Source organism: Streptomyces sp. NPDC001157 (assembly GCF_053598255.1).
Genome location: NZ_JBSFJW010000005.1, coordinates 13875 through 32199 on the forward strand (window position 1 = coordinate 13875; position 18325 = coordinate 32199).

The 18325-nt window shown below is 71.6% G+C and carries 16 protein-coding genes and 1 pseudogene; 11 read left to right on the plus strand and 6 right to left on the minus strand.

Going from position 1 to position 18325, the window contains the following annotated elements; all coding sequences use genetic code 11:
• The first annotated feature begins 244 nt into the window (after positions 1–244).
• Entirely contained in the window at positions 245–1312 is a 1068-nt protein-coding gene (locus tag ACWDAG_RS10590) for an O-antigen ligase family protein (protein ID WP_450695213.1), read from the plus strand.
• A 9-nt stretch (positions 1313–1321) separates the two neighbouring features.
• On the opposite strand, the gene ACWDAG_RS10595 is transcribed toward ACWDAG_RS10590, so the two are convergent.
• Together ACWDAG_RS10595 and ACWDAG_RS10600 are read right to left on the minus strand one after the other, a co-directional pair.
• Entirely contained in the window at positions 1322–1867 is a 546-nt protein-coding gene (locus ACWDAG_RS10595; protein ID WP_450695214.1) for a hypothetical protein, read from the minus strand.
• An 88-nt stretch (positions 1868–1955) separates the two neighbouring features.
• Complete coding sequence (locus ACWDAG_RS10600; RefSeq protein WP_450695215.1) at positions 1956–2741, minus strand: glutamate racemase; 786 nt, start codon at positions 2739–2741, stop codon at positions 1956–1958.
• Positions 2742–2780: 39 nt separating this feature from the next.
• Here ACWDAG_RS10600 and ACWDAG_RS10605 point away from each other — a divergent pair, with 39 nt between their 5' ends.
• Together ACWDAG_RS10605 and ACWDAG_RS10610 are read left to right on the plus strand one after the other, a co-directional pair.
• Entirely contained in the window at positions 2781–3980 is a 1200-nt protein-coding gene (locus ACWDAG_RS10605) for a glycosyltransferase (protein WP_450695216.1), read from the plus strand.
• A 75-nt stretch (positions 3981–4055) separates the two neighbouring features.
• Positions 4056–4562: a DinB family protein gene (locus ACWDAG_RS10610; protein ID WP_450695217.1), complete on the plus strand. Its 507-nt coding sequence runs from the start codon at positions 4056–4058 to the stop codon at positions 4560–4562.
• Positions 4563–4580: 18 nt separating this feature from the next.
• On the opposite strand, the pseudogene ACWDAG_RS10615 reads toward ACWDAG_RS10610, so the two are convergent.
• Both ACWDAG_RS10615 and ACWDAG_RS10620 read right to left on the minus strand, forming a co-directional pair.
• A pseudogene (locus ACWDAG_RS10615) lies at positions 4581–5127 on the minus strand (IS5/IS1182 family transposase); the annotation flags it as partial.
• A 73-nt stretch (positions 5128–5200) separates the two neighbouring features.
• Positions 5201–6535, minus strand: coding sequence for a TerD family protein (locus ACWDAG_RS10620; protein WP_450695218.1), 1335 nt, complete (start codon positions 6533–6535; stop codon positions 5201–5203).
• A 300-nt stretch (positions 6536–6835) separates the two neighbouring features.
• Between ACWDAG_RS10620 and ACWDAG_RS10625 the strand changes: the two genes are divergently transcribed.
• The 4 genes from ACWDAG_RS10625 (at position 6836) to ACWDAG_RS10640 (ending at position 11545) form a co-directional block, all read left to right on the plus strand.
• Entirely contained in the window at positions 6836–7270 is a 435-nt protein-coding gene (locus ACWDAG_RS10625) for a DUF6643 family protein (protein WP_450695219.1), read from the plus strand.
• 43 nt (positions 7271–7313) lie between these two features.
• The gene (locus ACWDAG_RS10630; RefSeq protein ID WP_450695220.1) at positions 7314–8141 is read left to right on the plus strand and encodes an MOSC domain-containing protein; all 828 of its coding nucleotides are present in this window, start codon (positions 7314–7316) and stop codon (positions 8139–8141) included.
• A gap of 245 nt (positions 8142–8386) precedes the next feature.
• Positions 8387–8992, plus strand: a complete 606-nt coding sequence (locus tag ACWDAG_RS10635; RefSeq protein ID WP_450695221.1) for an Rv1733c family protein — start codon at positions 8387–8389, stop codon at positions 8990–8992.
• A gap of 108 nt (positions 8993–9100) precedes the next feature.
• Positions 9101–11545 carry a right-handed parallel beta-helix repeat-containing protein gene (locus tag ACWDAG_RS10640; RefSeq protein WP_450695222.1) on the plus strand — a complete coding sequence of 815 codons (2445 nt, stop codon included), beginning with the start codon at positions 9101–9103 and terminating at the stop codon, positions 11543–11545.
• Here the strand turns inward: ACWDAG_RS10640 and ACWDAG_RS10645 are convergent.
• Positions 11515–13869, minus strand: coding sequence for a hypothetical protein (locus ACWDAG_RS10645; protein ID WP_450695223.1), 2355 nt, complete (start codon positions 13867–13869; stop codon positions 11515–11517). The two genes, ACWDAG_RS10640 and ACWDAG_RS10645, sit on opposite strands and share 31 nt — an antisense overlap.
• A gap of 286 nt (positions 13870–14155) precedes the next feature.
• Between ACWDAG_RS10645 and ACWDAG_RS10650 the strand changes: the two genes are divergently transcribed.
• Positions 14156–14974 carry a DeoR/GlpR family DNA-binding transcription regulator gene (locus ACWDAG_RS10650; RefSeq protein ID WP_390667331.1) on the plus strand — a complete coding sequence of 273 codons (819 nt, stop codon included), beginning with the start codon at positions 14156–14158 and terminating at the stop codon, positions 14972–14974.
• Positions 14975–15068: 94 nt separating this feature from the next.
• Positions 15069–15539 (plus strand): SRPBCC family protein, encoded by a 471-nt coding sequence (locus ACWDAG_RS10655; RefSeq protein WP_450695224.1) that lies wholly within the window; start codon positions 15069–15071, stop codon positions 15537–15539.
• A 111-nt stretch (positions 15540–15650) separates the two neighbouring features.
• Here the strand turns inward: ACWDAG_RS10655 and ACWDAG_RS10660 are convergent, their stop codons facing one another.
• Complete coding sequence (locus ACWDAG_RS10660; protein WP_450695225.1) at positions 15651–16775, minus strand: PLP-dependent cysteine synthase family protein; 1125 nt, start codon at positions 16773–16775, stop codon at positions 15651–15653.
• Between the two features lie 329 nt (positions 16776–17104).
• On the opposite strand from ACWDAG_RS10660, the gene ACWDAG_RS10665 reads away from it, so the two are divergent.
• Together ACWDAG_RS10665 and ACWDAG_RS10670 are read left to right on the plus strand one after the other, a co-directional pair.
• On the plus strand, positions 17105–17428 hold the full coding sequence (locus ACWDAG_RS10665; RefSeq protein WP_266963703.1) for a hypothetical protein: 324 nt from the start codon (positions 17105–17107) through the stop codon (positions 17426–17428).
• 231 nt (positions 17429–17659) lie between these two features.
• Positions 17660–18190, plus strand: coding sequence for an ATP-binding protein (locus tag ACWDAG_RS10670; RefSeq protein ID WP_450695226.1), 531 nt, complete (start codon positions 17660–17662; stop codon positions 18188–18190).
• The last annotated feature ends 135 nt before the right edge of the window (positions 18191–18325 follow it).

Genomic DNA, 18325 nt, shown 5'->3' on the forward strand with positions numbered 1-18325 from the left:
CCGGGAGTGTACGGCGCGTGACCTTGACACGGACAGCGCGGTCCGCGGGACGCCAGGGGGCGCCGGTCCGCACGGAAGCAGCATCGTTCCTGCGCAACTCGGTCCAACTCATCCACAAAACGTCCATCAGCCGTTACGGTGTGCCCAGCCATAGTCGCTCGGCCGGTCACGGCCTCGGCGGCCTGGGTCGTTCGAGGTCGGGGGGCTTCGGTCCGGTTCGGGGGGCGGGGTGGGTTCCACAGAGATGACGTCCGAAGCCGGTCCTGGGGAGGTCGGCGAGAGACGAAACGTTTCTGACGCGGTGGGCGTGGTGGTCCTCGGGGCGTGCGCCACCTGGTCGCTGGTCACGGCGACCATGCATGACGGCCGCCCGGAGGGTGTGCTGCTCGCGGTGCTGGCCGTCGCGGCCGGCTATGCCGTGGGGCGGATCTGCGGGGCGTTGTTGCCGGTGGCCGCGCCGGGTGCCGGTGCGCTGGCCGGGCTGGGCCTGGCGGTGGCCGTACCCCACCTCGCCCCGGGGCCGCAGATCGTGGCACCGCTCGGACACGCGGGTGCCACCGCCGCGCTGCTCACCCTGTGCGTGGGCGCCGCGTGCTGCGCGGCCTGGGCCGCCGGCTCACCGGCCGGGCGGTTCGCCATGGGAGCGCTGGCGGTCGGCATCACCGTGACCGCGGCCGTCCTGGGCTCGACCAGCGGTTTCGTCATCTGTACCGCCGTGTTGCTGTGCTCGCTGGCTGCCGGCCGCATGCACAGTCGGGCAGCAGGCATCGCCGGACTCGCCCTGACCGCGGCCCTGGTCACCGGTCTGACCTGGGCCGTCGCGGGAAACTCGCTGCCCGAGGGACTGACCACGTCCTTGGACGGCCCGCTCACCCAGCACCGCGTCCAGCTGTGGCAGGACGCCCTGCACATGGCGCACCACAACGCAGTGCTGGGCGTGGGCCCGGAGCGTTTCGGTGAACTGAGCACGGCGGCGAGCCGGACCCTGCTCTCGGACGGCAAGCCGCACTCGGCGCTGCTCCAGCAGGCTTCGGAACAGGGCGTCGTCGGGGTGGTCCTGCTGGGGGCGTCCTTCTGCTGGGTGCTGCATGGGCTGTGGCGCTCCCCGCGGCCCACGCCGGTGGTGCTCACTGCGGGTGCGGCCCTCACGGGACTCGCCGCGATCGCCGCGGTCGGCAACGCGCTCAGCTTCACCGCCGTGTCGGTCGGCGCGGGCCTTCTTGCGGGCCTGGCCACGGCCCGGCCGCTCGCCGACGAGTCACCTCAGCGGGAGGTGGCCGCACGCCCGCGCGGTGACCGGCTCACCCCGTGACGGGGCTGCTCAGTGCAGTGCGCCGGTCGTGCCCGGACGCAGCCGGTCCTTGATGACCCGGACCGCGGCCTCGGCGTTGTCCACGGTGACCGTGAACGTATGGCCGTCCCACAGGCGCAGGACGACGCCCTCGCCACGCCGCACGACGACCGCGGTGCCCTTCTCGGGCCGCCAGCGGTAGCCCCAGCCGCCCCAGTGGCGCGGGTTGACGTGCGCCGTGAACTCGGCGCCGGCGACATGGGAGAGAGGAATACGACGGCGCGGCACACCGATGTGGCCGCAGCGCACCTCGAGGCACTCCTTGTCGAGCTTCAGATCGACGTGCAGGAAGGCGAGCGTGCCGAAGAGAACCAGCAGCCCGGCGGCGATGCAGCCGACGACGGCCATGACGAGCGGGGCGATGCCCGAGGTCCAGGCCGAGTCGACGGCCAGCTCGATGCCGAGCGCCATGACGGCCGCGCCGGCCAGCGCCGGCAGCCACTGGACCCGCTTGCTGGCGTGTCCGGTCCAGACGTCGGGGTGCTTGGCTTTCTCGCCGTGGGGGTGGTCCCTCATGGTTATGAGGTTACTCAGGTTTCGCTGCGCGGGCACCGAGTCGCGGAGTGTGACCGTGCCGACCGGTCCGTCAGTGGGGTGCCCCGGCTCACCGGGCGGGACTGACCGCCTTGAGGAAACGTCCCTCTTCATACGTCAGCGCTGTCTCCGGCAGCTCGGCCTCCCGGCCGCTGAGCAGCACCGTGAGGGTGCCGACGGCGGGGGCCTCGGGGGCGGGCTGCTCGCCGATCCGGCGCAGGCCCTGGGCGACGACCGCGCCGGCGGTGCCGTGCAGGATGAGCGGCGGCCGGCCGGGCCGCTGCACGGCGGCGCGAATGCGCTCGGCGACCAGTTCATAGTTGGTGCAGCCGAGGACGAGGGTCGTGATGTCGTCGGGGGTGCGTGAGGCGGCCACGGCGACGGCGGCCTCGACCGCTGCCTCGTCAGCGTGGTGCACCGCGTCGGCAAGCCCGGGACAGGGCACTTCGGTAACGTCCACACCGGCAGCGAACTCGGCGATGAGACCGCGCTGGTAGGGGCTGCCCGTGGTGGCGGGGGTCGCCCAGATGGCGACGGGGCCGCCACCCGCGGCGGCGGGCTTGATCGCGGGGACGGTGCCGATGATCGGCAGCTCCGGCTCGAAACGGGCGCGCAGCGCCGGAAGGGAGTGCACGGACGCGGTGTTGCAGGCGACGATCAGCACGTCGGGCTTGTGCGCCGCGGCAGCCTCGGCGACGTCCAGGGCGCGCTTGGTGATGTCCTCCGGTGTGCGCGGTCCCCAGGGCATCCCGTCGGGGTCCCACGACAGGACGAGATCGGCGTCGGGCCGCAGACGGCGCGCCACGGCGGCGGCGGGAAGCAGACCGATTCCGGAGTCCATGAGCGCGATCTTCACCCGGCCACGATAGACGATGGGCCCTTGCGGGCAGGTCGGGTGGGGCAGACTGCGCGAGTGAGCGCCATCGTGTGGATCGCCGCCGTATCACTCGCCGCCTGGCTGTGGCTGCTGCTCTGTCAGGGCTTCTTCTGGCGCACGGACGTCAGGCTGCCGCCTCGCCGGGATCCTGAGGGATGGCCGTCGGTGTGCGTCGTCGTCCCCGCGCGTGACGAGGCCGCCGTGCTGCCCGCGAGCCTGCCGTCGCTGCTCGCCCAGGGGTATCCGGGCCGGGCGGAGATCTTCCTGGTCGACGACGGCAGCTCGGACGGCACCGGACAGCTGGCCCGCGAACTGGCGGAGACCCACGGCGGACTGCCCCTGACCGTGGTCTCCCCCGGTGAACCGCCCGCAGGCTGGACGGGCAAGCTGTGGGCCGTGCGGCACGGCATCGAGCTGGCACGCGCGCGTGGGCCCGAATATCTGCTGCTGACGGACGCGGACATCGCGCACGCGCCGGACAGCCTGCGCGAGCTGGTCGCCGCCGCGCGCAGCGGCGGCTTCGACGTCGTGTCGCAGATGGCCCGGCTGCGGGTGGAGAGCCTGTGGGAGCGACTCGTGGTGCCGGCCTTCGTCTATTTCTTCGCGCAGCTGTACCCGTTCCGCCGGATCGGCAGGAAGGGGACGCGGACGGCGGCTGCCGCGGGCGGCTGTGTGCTGCTGCGTACCGAGGCCGCCGAGCGGGCGCGGATCCCGGACGCGATCCGGCACGCCGTCATCGACGACGTGGCGCTCGCGCGCGCGGTCAAGGGCGGCGGCGGACGCATCTGGCTGGGGCTGGCCGAGCGGGTGGACAGTGTGCGGCCCTATCCGCGGCTGCGCGACCTGTGGCGGATGGTGTCACGCAGCGCGTATGCGCAGCTGCGCCACAACCCGCTGCTGCTGCTCGGCACGGTTGCCGGGCTGGTCCTGGTGTATCTGGTGCCGCCCGCGGCCCTCATCGCAGGTCCGGCCGCCGGGGACGGGGCAGCCGGGGTCGTCGGCGGTGCCGCCTGGCTGGTGATGACGGGGACGTACCTCCCGATGCTCCGCTACTACCGCCAGCCGCTGTGGCTCGCTCCGCTGCTGCCGTTCACCGCGTTCCTCTATCTCCTCATGACGGTCGATTCCGCGGTGCAGCACTACAGGGGACGTGGCGCGGCCTGGAAGGGCCGCACCTATGCGCGCCCGGACGCCGTCGCGGACGAGCACCCTCTCTAGGTGTGCTGTCCGGCGGATCGGGTCCGCCGATAAATGCCTCGACATCGGTCGCGGTGATCGGGGACGCTTCGCGCGATGACAAGAATCGACGACACCCCGCCCGCGTGGGACGAGCGCACCCAGCTCACCACGTTCCTCGACTACGCACGTGACACCGCCCGCGCCAAGTGCGATGGCGTCTCCGCGGAGAACGCACGCAAGGCGCTCCTGCCGGGCTCACCGCTGATGACCCTGAGTGGAGTGATCAACCACCTCCGCTGGGTCGAGTACTACTGGTTCCAGGTGGTCTTCCTCGGCGAGGAAGACCGGGGCCCCTGGACCGAGGAGGACCCCGACCGCGAGATGCGTGTCGCCGTCGACTTCCCGCTCACGCAGTTGCTCGACGAATACGCCGAACAGAGCGCCCGCTACCGCGAACTGGTCGCCGGGAACGCCCTCGACAAGCAGGCCCAGCGATCCGGCCGCAACGGCCTCCACGTCGACCTGCGCTGGATCCTCCTCCACCTCACCGAGGAGACGGCCCGCCACAACGGCCACCTTGACATCCTGCGCGAGATGCTCGACGGCACGACCGGCGCCTAGCTCCGCCGGAGATCGTGGGCGGAGCCGAAGTCGAATGGATGCGACGGTGACGGTGCCGTGGAAGATGTAGCCGCGCTTGTCGAACCTCGTGGCCGCGGCCGGGGAGTTCTTCTACGCGTCGATCCTCCGCTCGACTTCGTTCCTTCGCTTGTAGATCGTCCTGTCGAAGCCTGCGGGTCGGCCGCCCTTACTGCCCCTTCGTCGGCGGTTGGCCCGCTGGCGTCGTCCCGTTGGCCCGGAGTGATCAGCAGGGCCAGGGGGAGACGTCCACTCTCACCGGCGAAGTGGACCTTGCAGGTCAGGCCGCCCCGGGAGCATCCGAGTCCCTGGTCGGGGCGGTGCTGCCGGGGCGTGCGTCTTTTCCGGGCACTCGTGGCGGTTTCCTACGAGCCCCGGCGGCGTGCCGATGGGCCCGACAGGAGGTCGAATCGACGCTCACCATCGACCGGCCGATCCGGCCTCAAGCGTCGGCATCGGCCAGGACGGCCGCGAAGACCCCGTCCCAGGCGCCGTCCGCCGACCAACGTCTGTGCCGTTCGTAGACCGTCTTCCATGGACCAAAACGCCCCGCCCCATGCTCATGGCAACGACCCGAAGCCACGACGGTCACACGATCCGCTGGGCACCCCCTTGGTCGCTCATTTCCTGCCGGGAGTCCAGTTCATGCCCCACCCGTAGGCGTAGTCGACGGTCCGCTGGGGGCTGACCCCGCGCTCGGGCACCAGGTAGCGGGCCTCGCGCTGGACGACCAGGTCGTTGCCCGTGTTGGTGATCAGGGCGAGGGCGCACACCGTCGAGGGGACCGTGCATTCGTCGAGCGAGAAGTCGATCGCGGCGCCGTGCTGCGGCTGGAGGGTGACCGTGGCGTGCAGGTCGGCGAAGGAGCGCGCGCCCTCGTAGATGGTCACGAAGACGAGGATCCGCCTGAAGGACTGTTTGTGGTCCAGGTTGATCGTGAGGTTCTCGCCGCTTGCGAGGGCGCCCGTGCGGTCGTCGCCGTCGAGGTGGATGTACGGCGGCCGCTGCAGAGCCCCGAAGGCGTTGCCGAGGGCCTGGACCACGCCCTTGCTGCCGTCGGTGAGTTCGTACAGGGCGCACAGGTCGAGGTCGAGGTCCGCATGCATGGCGACCGCGCGGCCGCGTTTGCTGCCCCATCCCGAGAACTGCTTGCGCACCTGCCAGTTGAGATTCACACGCATCGCGCCCGAGGTACCGCCCTGTTTGGCCAGTGAGACCGCTGGGGCCGCCTTGGTGAGCGTCACCTTGCTCAGGCGGACCGGCTGCGCCGGAGGTGCGGGTGGCGGGGGTGGCTGCACGGCGGCCGGGGGCGCGACCGGCGGGGGCATGTGGACCGGCGGGGCGGTGGGCGGCGGCATGGTCACGGGCCAGGCGACGGGCGGTGGCATGGTCACCGACGGTGCGACGGGGGGCGGAGGTGCGGGCGCGGTGTGCTGCGGTTCGTCCACCGTGATCCCGAAGTCCGTCGCCAGGCCCTCCAGTCCGCTGCTGTAGCCCTGGCCGACCGCACGGAACTTCCAGGCGCCCTGACGGCGGTAGAACTCCCCGAGCACGAAAGCGGTTTCCACGCTCGCGCCCGTGCTGTCGAAGCGTGCGACCACACCGCCCTGGGCGGCGTCGCGGACCTCGATATAGAGGTCGGGGACCTGTCCGAACGTGCCGCCGTCCGCGGAGGCGACGAGGACGATCGTCTCGATCGCGGGTTCCACGCGCGCGAGGTCGACAAGAAGGGTGTCGACGATGCGGCCGCCGCCGTCGCGCTTGCCCTCGTGCCGGACGGCCCCGGAGGCATGCGCGGGCTGGTTGTAGAAGACGAAGTCGCCGTCGGAGCGGACCTTGCCGCCCACGAGCAGAAGGGCCGAGGCGTCGGCGTCCGGCACGCCGGGGCCGGAACGCCAGCCCAATTCGACCCGCAGTGCCGTCGTCGGCACCGGAGTATTCGATCCTTTCGGCATTGACATGTCCGCCCCCATCACGTGTCACTGCGCCAGTCCGTGGCCCCGGCGGCTCTTCCGGTTCTCTACCGCACAACCTATTCCCCGGCACGGCGAACTCCTACGAGGAGCACAGGAAGAGCAAGTGACCAACCCGCCGGTAACCCGCCCGGAGCTTGGCCTTTACAGGACCGGTACCTCGATCGGCGCCCTTTTTTGCCAAGTTCGCTCGCATTGGGGATCCCGCGTCACTGCGAACACTCAAAACAACCCTCTTATCGGTCTCCCCAACTAGCACATCGAGGGCTTAACTTATGAGCCATGACCTCCCCCCGCTCCACCTTCGGCGGCGGCTACTACTCCGCCTTCCCGGACACCCCGATCTACGACCGGCTCGTCGCCGAGCGGGGCACCCCGCAGATCGCTCCGATCCGGGTCCCCGCCGCGTACGACGCGCCGGGCAGCTACCTGCCGGCGCTGCCGTCGGCCCTGCCCGCTCTTCCGGCGGGCCCCTCCCAGCCCTCCTACGGCTATCCGCAGGCGCAGCAGCCGGCTCCGCTGCAGCAGGCGCCCGCGGCCTACATCCCTCAGCAGGCCACCGCGCAGCGCGGCTATCCCGGCCCGCAGCAGCCCCAGCCACCGCGGCCAATGGCGGCCGGCACGGGCTACGAGGCGATGCGCCCCGCGGCCGCCCGCCCCGCCCCGGCCCCGTATCAGGACCCGTACAACAACCAGCAGCAGTATCGCGGCTACTGATCAATCCTCCCGGGTTGTCACTGCCGCCTGGCAGGATGGCCTGATGGGGAACGCGCTGCTGCAGTCGATTCACGTCCATCCGGTGAAGGCGTTCCGGGGCCTTGCGCCCCGGGAAGCCGTCGTGGAGCCCTGGGGGCTGGCCGGAGACCGCCGCTGGGTGCTGATCGATGACGGGGGAAAGGTCGTCACACAACGTCAGCAGCCGCGCCTTGCGCTGGCCGCCGCCGAGCTCGTGCCCGGCGGCGGCGTTCGCCTGTCCGCGCCGGGCATGGACCCGCTGACCGTGCCGGTGCCCCGTTCGGTGGACACGGTGCCGGTGGAGATCTTCGGCGACAAGGTGGAGGGGGTCCTCGCCGCGGAGGCGGCCGCGCACGCCTGGTGCAGCGAGTATCTCGGCATCGGTGTGCGCCTCGTACACATGGATGACCCGGCCACGCGCCGGCCCGTCGACCCGGAGTACGCACAGCCGGGCGAAACAGTCAGCTTCGCCGACGGCTTCCCGCTGCTGCTCACCACGGTCGCCTCCCTTGAGGCTCTCAATTCCCTGATCGCCCAAGGAACTCACTTGGCCGAGGGGCCGCTGCCGATGAACCGCTTCCGGCCGAACGTGGTCGTGGCCGGCACCGCCGCCTGGGCCGAGGACGGCTGGTCCCGCATCGCGATCGGCGAGGTCACCTTCCGCGTCGCCAAGATCTGCGGGCGATGCGTGGTAACCACCACCGACCAGGGCACCGCCGTGCGAGGCAAGGAACCCCTGGCCACACTGGGACGCCACCGCCGCATCGACGGCAAGCTGGCGTTCGGCCAGAACCTCGTTCCCCTCTCCCCCGGCACGATCCGGGTCGGCGATCCGGTGACGGTGCTCGCCTAGCCGACTCTCGAGCAGACGACCCTCACGGCACATCGGACGAGGTCGGCCGGCCCGAAGCGGTCCGCGAAGAAAGATCCTGACAAGGACCGGTACGCGGGAACCTGGGGCCGGGGCATGCGCGTTGAGTTTGCGTGAGAAGTTCATGAGAGGCCCCGGGACAGGTGATTTCGATCTCTCTTTGACCGGGCCCGCGGGTGAACGGCTCCACCGGGGGTTATCACGGAGCGGGAAGGGGGTGGGGGACCGTGCGAGCAATCCGCGGACTCTGGCGCTGGCGGCACAATCCGCTGCGGCGCACGAGCGATCTGATCGAGGCGTGGGTGGCGCTGGTGGCGCTGCTGCTGATCCTGGCCGTCGCGCCCGTGATCGGTTGTCTCGTCGGCGGCATCGTCCAGGACGCCCTGCAGCAGTCCGTCCGGGACCAGCGCACGGCCCGCCACCCGGTGACCGCCACCGTGGTGCGCAAACTGGACCGCTCCCCCCTGGACACCGACCCCGAGACATCCTCGGTGCGGGATCTGCGCAGCCGTGTCGTCGCCGACTGGACCGCACCGGACGGCTCCGGCCACCACGGCGCGGCCCTGGCGGAGCTCAAGTCCCCACACCGCGGCGACCACTTCGAGATATGGACCGACCTGCACGGCCAGATAGTGGCCCGCCCGCTGGACTCCACGACAGCGACGACCCACGCGGTGCTCGCCGGGTTCGGTGCCGCCCTACTGACCGCGGGCACCGTCGAGGGCGCCCGGCGGCTGATCGTCTGGCGCATGGTCCGTCGCCGGTACGCCCGTTGGGACCAGGCCTGGGACCGGGCGGGCCCGGACTGGGGCAGGACCGGCACCGGCAGCTGACGGCCTTACGGCTCTGGTCAACCCACCGCCCGCGCGCACGCTACGGTGGACCGGCCGAACGCAATCGGCATCAACCCGCGTACCACGAGGTGGGGGCACAGCAACGCCATGGCACAGGGCACGGTCCAGGTGACGCACACCGGCACATCGCGGTGGCGACGCCGCACGGGTGAGTACGCATCGCTCGCCGCCGCCCTGGAGGCCGCCGCCGACGGAGACGTCCTCACCGTCGCACCCGGCACCTACCGGGAAAACCTCGTCGTCCAGCGGTCGGTGACCCTGCGCGGGCCCGAGGGCTCTCCGGGTTCGGTGCGGATCGCACCGGTGGACGGGGTGCCGCTGACCGTGCGTGCCTCGGCAGTGGTCCAGGACCTGCACGTGGAGGGACAGGACGCTTCCGTGCCCGCCCTGTTGGTCGAGGAGGGCACACCGGAGCTGCAGGACGTGCGGATCATCACCCGGTCCGCCGCCGGCATAGAGGTGCGGGCGGGCGCCCGTCCGACCGTGCGGCGCTGCACCGTGGACAATCCGGCCGGCATCGGTATCGCCGTACTCGACGGCGGGGGCGGGGTGTTCGAGGAGTGCGAGGTCGTGGCCGCCGGTCAGTCGGGGGTCGCGGTCCGCGGCGGCGCGCACCCGCGCCTGGAGCGGTGCCGGATCCACCACGCCTCGGGCGCGGGACTGTCGGCGACCGGGGAGAACTCCGCGCTGGAAGCGGTGGGTTGCGAGGTGTACGAGGTCCGGGGCAGCGGTGTCCAGGTCACCGGCCGGGCCACCGCGCACCTCACGGACTGCGATGTGCACCGGACCACCGCGGACGGTGTCACGCTCGACACGGACGCGGTGCTCACCCTGGCCGACTGCCGCATCCACGACATCCCGGAGAACGCGGTCGATCTGCGCTCCCGCTCGGTGCTCACGCTGACCCGCACGACGGTGCGTCAGTTCGGCCGCAACGGCCTGTCGGTGTGGGATCCGGGCACCCGCGTGGACGCCAACCAGTGCGAGATCTTCGACAGCACGGGCGACTACCCGGCCGTGTGGGTCAGCGACGGAGCCACCGCGGTGCTGGAGTCCTGCCGGGTGCACGACGTGCCGGACGCACTGTTCGTCCTGGACCGCGGCTCGCGCGCGGACGTCGTCGACAGCGACCTGTCCCAGGTCCGCAACACGGCCGTGTCGGTGAGCGACGGCGCCACCGCGCAGCTCGACGACTGCCGCATCCGGGACGCCGCGACGGGCGCCTGGTTCCGCGACCACGGCAGCGGCGGCACCCTGAGCAACTGCACCATCGACGCCACCCAGACCGGTGTGATCGTCACCAAGGGCGCGGACCCGACCATCGAGCGCTGCACCGTCGACTCCCCCGCCGAGGCGGGCTTCTACGTGTCGGCGGGCGGCCGCGGCAGCTTCGTGGGCTGCCGGGTGACCGCCAGCGGCGGCTACGGCTTCCATGTGATCGACGGCAGCCGTACGACGCTGCGCAAGTGCCGCACGGAGCGATGCGCGCGCGGTGGGTACGAGTTCGCGGAGGGCGGCGACGCGGCCCCGGGTTCCGGCCCGGTCGTCGAGGACTGCACCAGCGACGAGAGCGCGGGACTCAGGCCGCCCACGGCCCGGGAGACCGCCGTACAGCAGACCGCTCAGTCGCCCGGCCTGCTGGGCGCGATCCCCGGGCAGCGCACCACCGAGCAGGAGCCCCTGCTCGCCCCCGCGCAGCCCCCGCAGCCCGAGCAGCCGGCACGGACGTCGAAGGCCGTGCTGGGTGAACTCGACGCGCTGGTGGGCCTGGAGAGCGTCAAGCGCGAGGTGCGGGCGCTGACCGACATGATCGAGGTGGGCCGGCGCCGGCAGCAGGCGGGCCTCAAGGCGGCCTCGGTGAAGCGGCATCTGGTCTTCACCGGCTCCCCCGGCACCGGCAAGACGACCGTCGCCCGCCTCTACGGCGAGATCCTCGCCTCGCTCGGCGTACTGGAGAAAGGACATCTCGTCGAGGTGTCCCGGGTCGACCTGGTCGGCGAGCACATCGGCTCGACGGCGATCCGCACCCAGGAGGCCTTCGACAAGGCGCGCGGCGGTGTGCTGTTCATCGACGAGGCGTACGCACTGTCGCCGGAGGACTCGGGCCGGGACTTCGGCAAGGAAGCCATCGACACGCTGGTGAAGCTGATGGAGGACCACCGGGACGCGGTCGTGGTGATCGTCGCGGGCTACACGGCCGAGATGGAGCGGTTCCTTTCGGTCAACCCCGGTGTTGCGTCCCGTTTCTCACGGACCATCACCTTCAGCGACTACGAACCCGACGAACTGCTGCGGATCGTCGAGCAGCAGGCCGACGAGCACGAGTACCGGCTGGCGCCGGGCACCGCGGAGGCACTGCTGAAGTACTTCACGGCGATCCCGAAGGGCCCGGCGTTCGGCAACGGCCGGACCGCACGCCAGACCTTCGAGGCGATGGTGGAGCGGCATGCGGGCCGGGTCGCCCAGGTCGCCGAGCCGAGCACGGACGATCTGACCCTGCTCTACGCCGAGGATCTGCCCGAGTCACCCTGAGGTACGTGCCCGGGGCGTGGCGCGGGCAGCTCCGAGCGCAGGCGGGCCAGCAGCCGTTCCCGCTCATCGGCGAAGGCCGGGTCGGCCTGGTAGTCGCCGTGGCCGAGGATGGCGGCGGGCAGCGGGTGCTGTGCGGTGCGACCGTAGGCGAGGGGATCCTTCAGGGGTGCGCGGTCCACCTCGGGGCCGCAGTCGCCGGACAGCCGGACCGGGCCGCCGATGGGGTCCGTGAGCCGGTACAGGTTGCGCCAGCAGTCGACGTCGTGGTGCAGGGAGCTGAGGGCGGCGGGCCCGAAGTGGGCGGGGAACCAGCGGCCGTAGAGGCGCTCGAGCGGGGAGCCGTAGGTCAGCAGGGCGACCCGTCGGCGGACGGACGGCTTCAGCTGCCAGGCTGCGGCGGCCGCGAGCACACTGCCCTGGGAGTGCCCGGAGAGCACGAGACGGCCGCCCGTGGCACGCGTCCAGGTGGCCATCCGCCAGGTCAGGTCGGGCACCGCACGCTCGGCGTAGCAGGGCGGGGCGAAGGGGTGGGCGGCGCGCGGCCAGAAGGTGCCGACGTCCCACAGGATGCCGATGGTGCGCCGGGCGGAGGCGTCCTTGTAGGCGCGCCTGCCCCAGGTGACGAAGAGTATGAAGCCCAGGCCGATCAGCCAGGAGCCCAGCGCCTGGGCGGTCTGTGCGGCGCCGTGCACGAAGGCGTAGGCGTGCCGCGCGGCCTCGCCGGGCGCCTCTTCGGTGATCTTCGCACCGAGGAGGGCTCCGGCGCCCAGCAGCAGGGTCGTGGCGGAGGCGACGGCGACGAGGAGGGGGCCGCGGTCGGTGAGTGCGGCCAGCGCGCGGGTCGTGGCGATGCGCCGGGTGCGCGCCGTGTCCTTGGGTTCGCCGGGGTAGTCGAGCTCGACGGTGCCCAGTTCTGTGCGGCGCAGCAGCCAGGCCCCCCGGCCCAGCCCGGCGCAGAAGACGAGCAGGACGAGGAGCAGTACGGGGATCACGGACGCCTGCCAGGTCAGCAGGACCGGCGGGCCGTCGATGGAGGTGCCGGTGCCGTCCAGCCAGTCGGACACCCGCTGGGAGACGCCGCCGGACATCACCCCGCCCAGGGCACAGGCCAGCATCGCGACGGCAGGTCCGCCCTGGCCGCGCAGCACGGTGCGGGTGTCGGGGTGACTGCGGTACAGCAGGCGGGCGACCACCGCGAGGGCGATCACCAGTAAGCCCTGGACCAGGGCGAGGGCGCCGAAGGTGGTGCCGCCGCCGACGAGCAGGCCGGCCGACTGCCAGCCCGGCCGCTCCCAGCCCGCGTACACCGCGCAGAGCAGCAGCAGGAGGAGGGCGGTCAGCGGCAGGCGTCGTACGAGGTGCTCGTCGAGTTCCTGGTCGAGGCGGTTCTCGCTGCGTCCGCGGCGGCAGACCACCCACACCACGACGACGGCGGTGGCCACGAGTGAGATCTCCAGGAGCCGGCCCACGGTGTCGAGTGCCGCGGGGCCGCCGGGCCTGCGGTCGAAGCGTGCGGCGGAGGACGCGACCGCCGCGGCGACCGTCAATAGGCCCGCCGCGGTGTGCGCGGCGCGCAGCCGGGCGACCAGCCGACGGCCGTACCAGAAGCCGGGCCGGCCCAGGGCGGTGCGGCCGGTCTCCTCGTCGGGTTCGGGCCGGCGGTCGATGGGCTGCTGGGACTCGTACGCGCTCCAGGTGCGGTGGGAGAGGTACCAGAGCAGGGCGGTGAGCGCGGCGGGCACCAGGGCCGCGACGGCGAGTCGCCGGCCGGGCCTGCTCCACCAGCCGTTCTGGGACACCTCGGGCGACAGGAAGCCCAGCCAGGAGTGCCGCTCGGCGCACGCGCGCGTGCCGGCGCACTGCCAGGCGGCCAGGTCCAGGGCAACCTCGCAGGCGGCTGCGACCAGCAGCACCGTCAGCGTCAGGCCCGCCAGCCGTACGAGCAGCCCGTACAGGCGGACCTTGCGCCGGTGGCCGCGCGCGGTGGGCCGCATCCAGTGGGCGAGGTTGACCACCATGAACGGCAGGAGCAGCAGCCACAGGGCCCGCGCGCTGTTGCCGGAGGTGAGATTGCACCAGACGTAGGCCTCCGGCACCGGTCTGCCGCGGTACTCCTCGGGCCTGCTCTCCGCGTCGACGTCCTCGGCGCGCCGGAAGACGGCCGCCGTGTCGTCGCCGCTGATCCGCACCGTGCGCGGATCATTGAGCATCTCCTGGGGTGTGGTGCCACCCACGCCGTGGACCAGGAGCTCCAGGGCGGTGGCGGATCCCTCGGGTCCCGGGAAGGGACCGCTGGCCGGGGCACATTCCTGTGCACGTTCCACTGTTCGCACTTCCCCCGTGACGCGCCGTCTTCTGTGTCCGTGCGGGCACCAGGATCTCCGCTCGGGCGGCGGCCTACACCCGTGAACACGGAATCTCCCCGATCCGGGTGATCTGGGCGTAACAGGAGGGGCATTGGTGACATGTGCGCGTCGGGCAGGTGGCGTCGTGGGGGCCCAGCCGTGCAAGGATGGGACGTCCGCGCACCGGGACAGGGGGAGAATGTCCTTGTCGGAGCAGGTGCGCAGGGCGTGTCGGACGGCTTGAGGCGAAAGGACCGGAGCGTACGTGAGCGAGAATCAGAACCTCCTCGCGGAGCAGCGGCGCGCCCTGATTCTGGACGAGGTCCGGCGCCGGGGCGGGGTCCGTGTGAACGAGCTGACCCGCAAGCTCGGCGTGTCGGACATGACGGTGCGCCGCGACCTGGACGCGCTGGCCCGCCAGGGCGTGCTGGAGAAGGTGCACGGCGGCGCGGTGCCGGTCGTGGAGGCGAGCACGCACGAACCGGGCTTCGAGGCCAAGTCGGGCCTGGAGCTGACGGCCAAGGAGGACATCGCGCGCTCGGCGGCCCAGCTGGTGGCGCCGGGTACCGCGATCGCCCTGTCGGGCGGTACGACGACGTATGCGCTGGCCCACCATCTGCTGGACGTGCCGGACCTGACCGTCGTGACGAACTCGGTGCGGGTGGCCGATGTCTTCCATGCGGCGCAGCGCACCTCCGGCCCCCGGCAGGGTGCGGCCACGGTGGTGCTGACCGGCGGGGTGCGCACGCCCTCCGACTCGCTGGTGGGGCCGGTGGCCGACCAGGCGATCGCGGCGCTCCACTTCGACGTGTTGTTCCTCGGTGTGCACGGCATATCGGTCGAGGCCGGCCTGTCGACGCCGAACCTCGCGGAGGCCGAGACCAACCGGCGCCTGGTGCAGTCGGCGCGGCGGGTCGTGGTGGTCGCCGACCACACCAAGTGGGGTGTGGTGGGCCTGAGTTCGTTCGCGGCGCTGGAGCAGGTCGACACGCTGGTGACGGATGCGGGTCTGGCGGGCGACGCGCGCGAGGAGATCTCCGAGCATCTGCGCCGGCTGGTCGTGGTGGGCGAGCCCGAGAGCTGATCCCTCCGGGGACGCTGCTGACATCTGACGGGTCGCCAGCTATCGTGACGTTGCCCCGGTCAACCACCCTTCTCCGTCAAGGGGGTTCGCGTTCATGGCCCATCGTCTGCGTCCCGTCGGGCTCGACTTCGTCGACACCGCCCCCGTGCGTCTGGTCTTCGCGCAGGAGGTCTCCGCGAGCCCGGAGGCGGTCTTCCACGCCCTCAACGACGATGTGCCGGGGTGGGCGGAGTGGTTCGCGGCCGTGAGGTACGCGCGGTCCCTCGACGACGGTGCCGGGCGCGACATCCGGCTCAAGGGCGGCGGGCGCTTCCGGGAGACGGTCATCGCGGCGAAGGAGGCGGAGGTGTACGCCTACCGGGTCGACGTCACCAACGCTCCGGGCGTCCGCGCCCTCGCCGAGGAGTGGCGGCTGGTGCCGTCCGGGACGGGCACGCGCGTGCAGTGGACCTTCGCCGCGGACGGCACGGCACCGTTCCGGTTCGTGGTGAAGGCTGCACGGGCGGGGCTGGGGCGGGCCTTCCGGGATGCGGTGATGTCACTGGACCGGCGGCTCGCACGCTGACCGCTCCGCGGGATGTGCGGCTATCGGTCGCTTCTCGTCTGCGGCGTCGCTGTGGCTGGTCGCGCAGTTCCCCGCGCCCCTTTCGGGGCGCTGCTGAACCGTAGAGGACTCTCAGCAGGGCCAGACGCCCGTCTCCAGCAGTGAGTCGATCGCCGCCGAGTACGGCTCGATGTCCAGGCCCTGCTCGGCGAGCCACGCATCCGAGTAGTACTTGTCGAGGTACCGGTCACCCGGGTCGCACAACAGCGTCACCACGCTCCCCTTCCGCCCCTCGGCCACCATCTCGGCGACGATCTTCAGCGCGCTCCACAGTCCGGTGCCCGTCGAGCCGCCCGCCTTGCGGCCGATGGCCCGCTCCAGCGCCCGTACGGCGGCCACGCCGGCCGCATCGGGGACCTTCATCATCCGGTCGATCGCGCCGGGCACGAAGCTCGGTTCCATCCGGGGACGGCCGATCCCCTCGATGCGGGAACCCCGGTCGCAGGCGACGTCCGGATCGCCGGTGGTCCAGCCCTCGAAGAAACAGGAGTTCTCCGGATCGGCCACACAGATGCGGGTGTCGCGCTGGGTGTAGTGGACGTACCGCGCGAGGGTCGCGGAGGTGCCGCCGGTGCCGGCCGTCGCCACGATCCAGGCGGGCTCGGGGAACCGCTCCAACTCCAGCTGGCGGAAGATGGATTCGGCGATGTTGTTGTTGCCGCGCCAGTCCGTGGCCCGTTCCGCGTAGGTGAACTGGTCCATGTAGTGGCCGCCGGTCTCCACCGCGAGGCGGGCCGACTCCTCGTACATCTTGCGGGAGTCGTCCACGAAGTGGCACTGCGCGCCGTGGAACTCGATCAGGCGGACCTTCTCGGCACTCGTCGTGCGCGGCATGACGGCGATGAAGGGCACGCCGATCAGCTTGGCGAAGTACGCCTCGGAGACGGCCGTCGAGCCGCTGGACGCCTCGATCACCGGGCGGCCCGGCCGGATCCAGCCGTTGCACAGTCCGTAGAGGAAGAGCGAGCGGGCGAGCCGGTGCTTGAGGCTTCCGGTCGGGTGGGTCGACTCGTCCTTCAGGTACAGGTCGATCCCCCACTTCTCGGGCAGTGGGAAGCGCAGCAGATGCGTGTCGGCCGAGCGGTTGGCATCGGCCTGGACCTTGCGGACGGCTTCTTTCAGCCAGTCGCGGTAGGCGGCGTCGGTGTGGTCGACATCGAGGGTCTTGCCGGTCCGGCTCTGCTGGGGGGTGCTCACGACGGGTGCTCCTTAGGCTGTGCGCCGACGGCGCGTCGCGCGGCCGACGCACCGATCATAAACACCTTCCGCACGCTTCTCACCTGCATAAACGCATCTTTGAGCACCCCAAAGAACACCCTGGGGCCGGAGGACGGGCGGAGGTGGGGGCGCATTCGCACGAGTGCTCCGGGCGCTCGCTCCGAGGTGCCGTGCGTACTGGTGCTGGACGTCGGGTGCGGGCAGACTGCATCGAACGGGGGCGCACACTGGATCACGACACCAGCTGGATCACGACCTACGCAGGAGCACGGTCCAGCGCACCGGACGGCCACAAGGGGGCGGGCGGCATGGCGGAGCCGGAGTTCACGGCGACGGGCGTGCGGATCGGCAAACGGCTGCGTTCGCTCACCCGGGCCGGGCAGGTCCGGATCAGCGACGGCAGACTTGCGCTGCTCACCAGTTACGGCACCGAGATCGACAGCGCGCCGGTACAGGCGGTGCGCGCCTCCAAGCCCTGGTTCGCCGCGGAGGATCGCGCGCTCGCGGACCTCAACGGCAAGCGGTATCTGTTGACCCTGGGCGATCACGATCCGGCGCCGGGCGAGCCGGGGCCACCCGCGGCACGCCGGTTCATCGAGGCCGTACGGAAAGCGGCGGGGCGCGGCGGCTGACAGGACCCACGGGACGGCGACGGGCCTGCACCCGCGTGGTCGGCGGAGCCGATCGCGAGTTGCGCTCCCGCGCCCCCTGGGTCACGCTGTTCTCACGTCACTCTGGGTTTACCGGCGATAACGCTGCGAACCAGCCCGCCGGGCACGACGGCAGGTGGCCATGCCCCTCGGGCACCTGCTGGATCCGTACTCCGTGTTCTTCCGGACCTCTTAAGTCGGGGAGTCGCAGCCGTGATCAGTCACCCAAGCAGGCACTGCACGGTAGAGCTGCAAGCCCTGCCGTCGCGGATCGGCCAGGTCCGCAGAATCGTCTCTGCGCAGTTGCGCTACTGGCATCTGGACGCCCTCATCGACCGGGCCGCGCTCGGTGTGACGGAGCTGTTGACCAACGTCCATCTGCACGCCCAGCCCGACAAGCTGTGCACCGTCGAGATAGAGCTGGTGCTGGACCGGCTCATGGTCTCCGTGCGCGACCACGACCCCCGCCTGCCCGAGGTACGGGACGTGGAGGCCTCCGCCACCACAGGGCGCGGGCTGGCCATGGTGGCGGCGGTCAGCGAGAGCTGGGGGGCGCGCCCCGACGGCGAGTCGGGCAAGGTCGTCTGGTTCGCGCTGCCCACCACGCCCGCTCCGGTTGCGGCGCCGGCCCGCCCTCCGCGCCGTACGGCCGACACGCCGGCCCGCCGGCTCGTCGAGGTCGAACACGCGGCCGACGGCCGCAGGTCCACGCACGCTCCCGCCCGGTCCGCCGTTGCCGGCTGACCGGGCGGTGACTGTATTGGATGGGTCGGGCGTAGTGGATGGGTCGGGCGCCTTCAAGGCGCCTGGGTCGGTGTCGAGACGGCGAACGTGCACAGCGCTTCGCGCCTCCGCGCGTTCGCCGTCTCGACACCGACG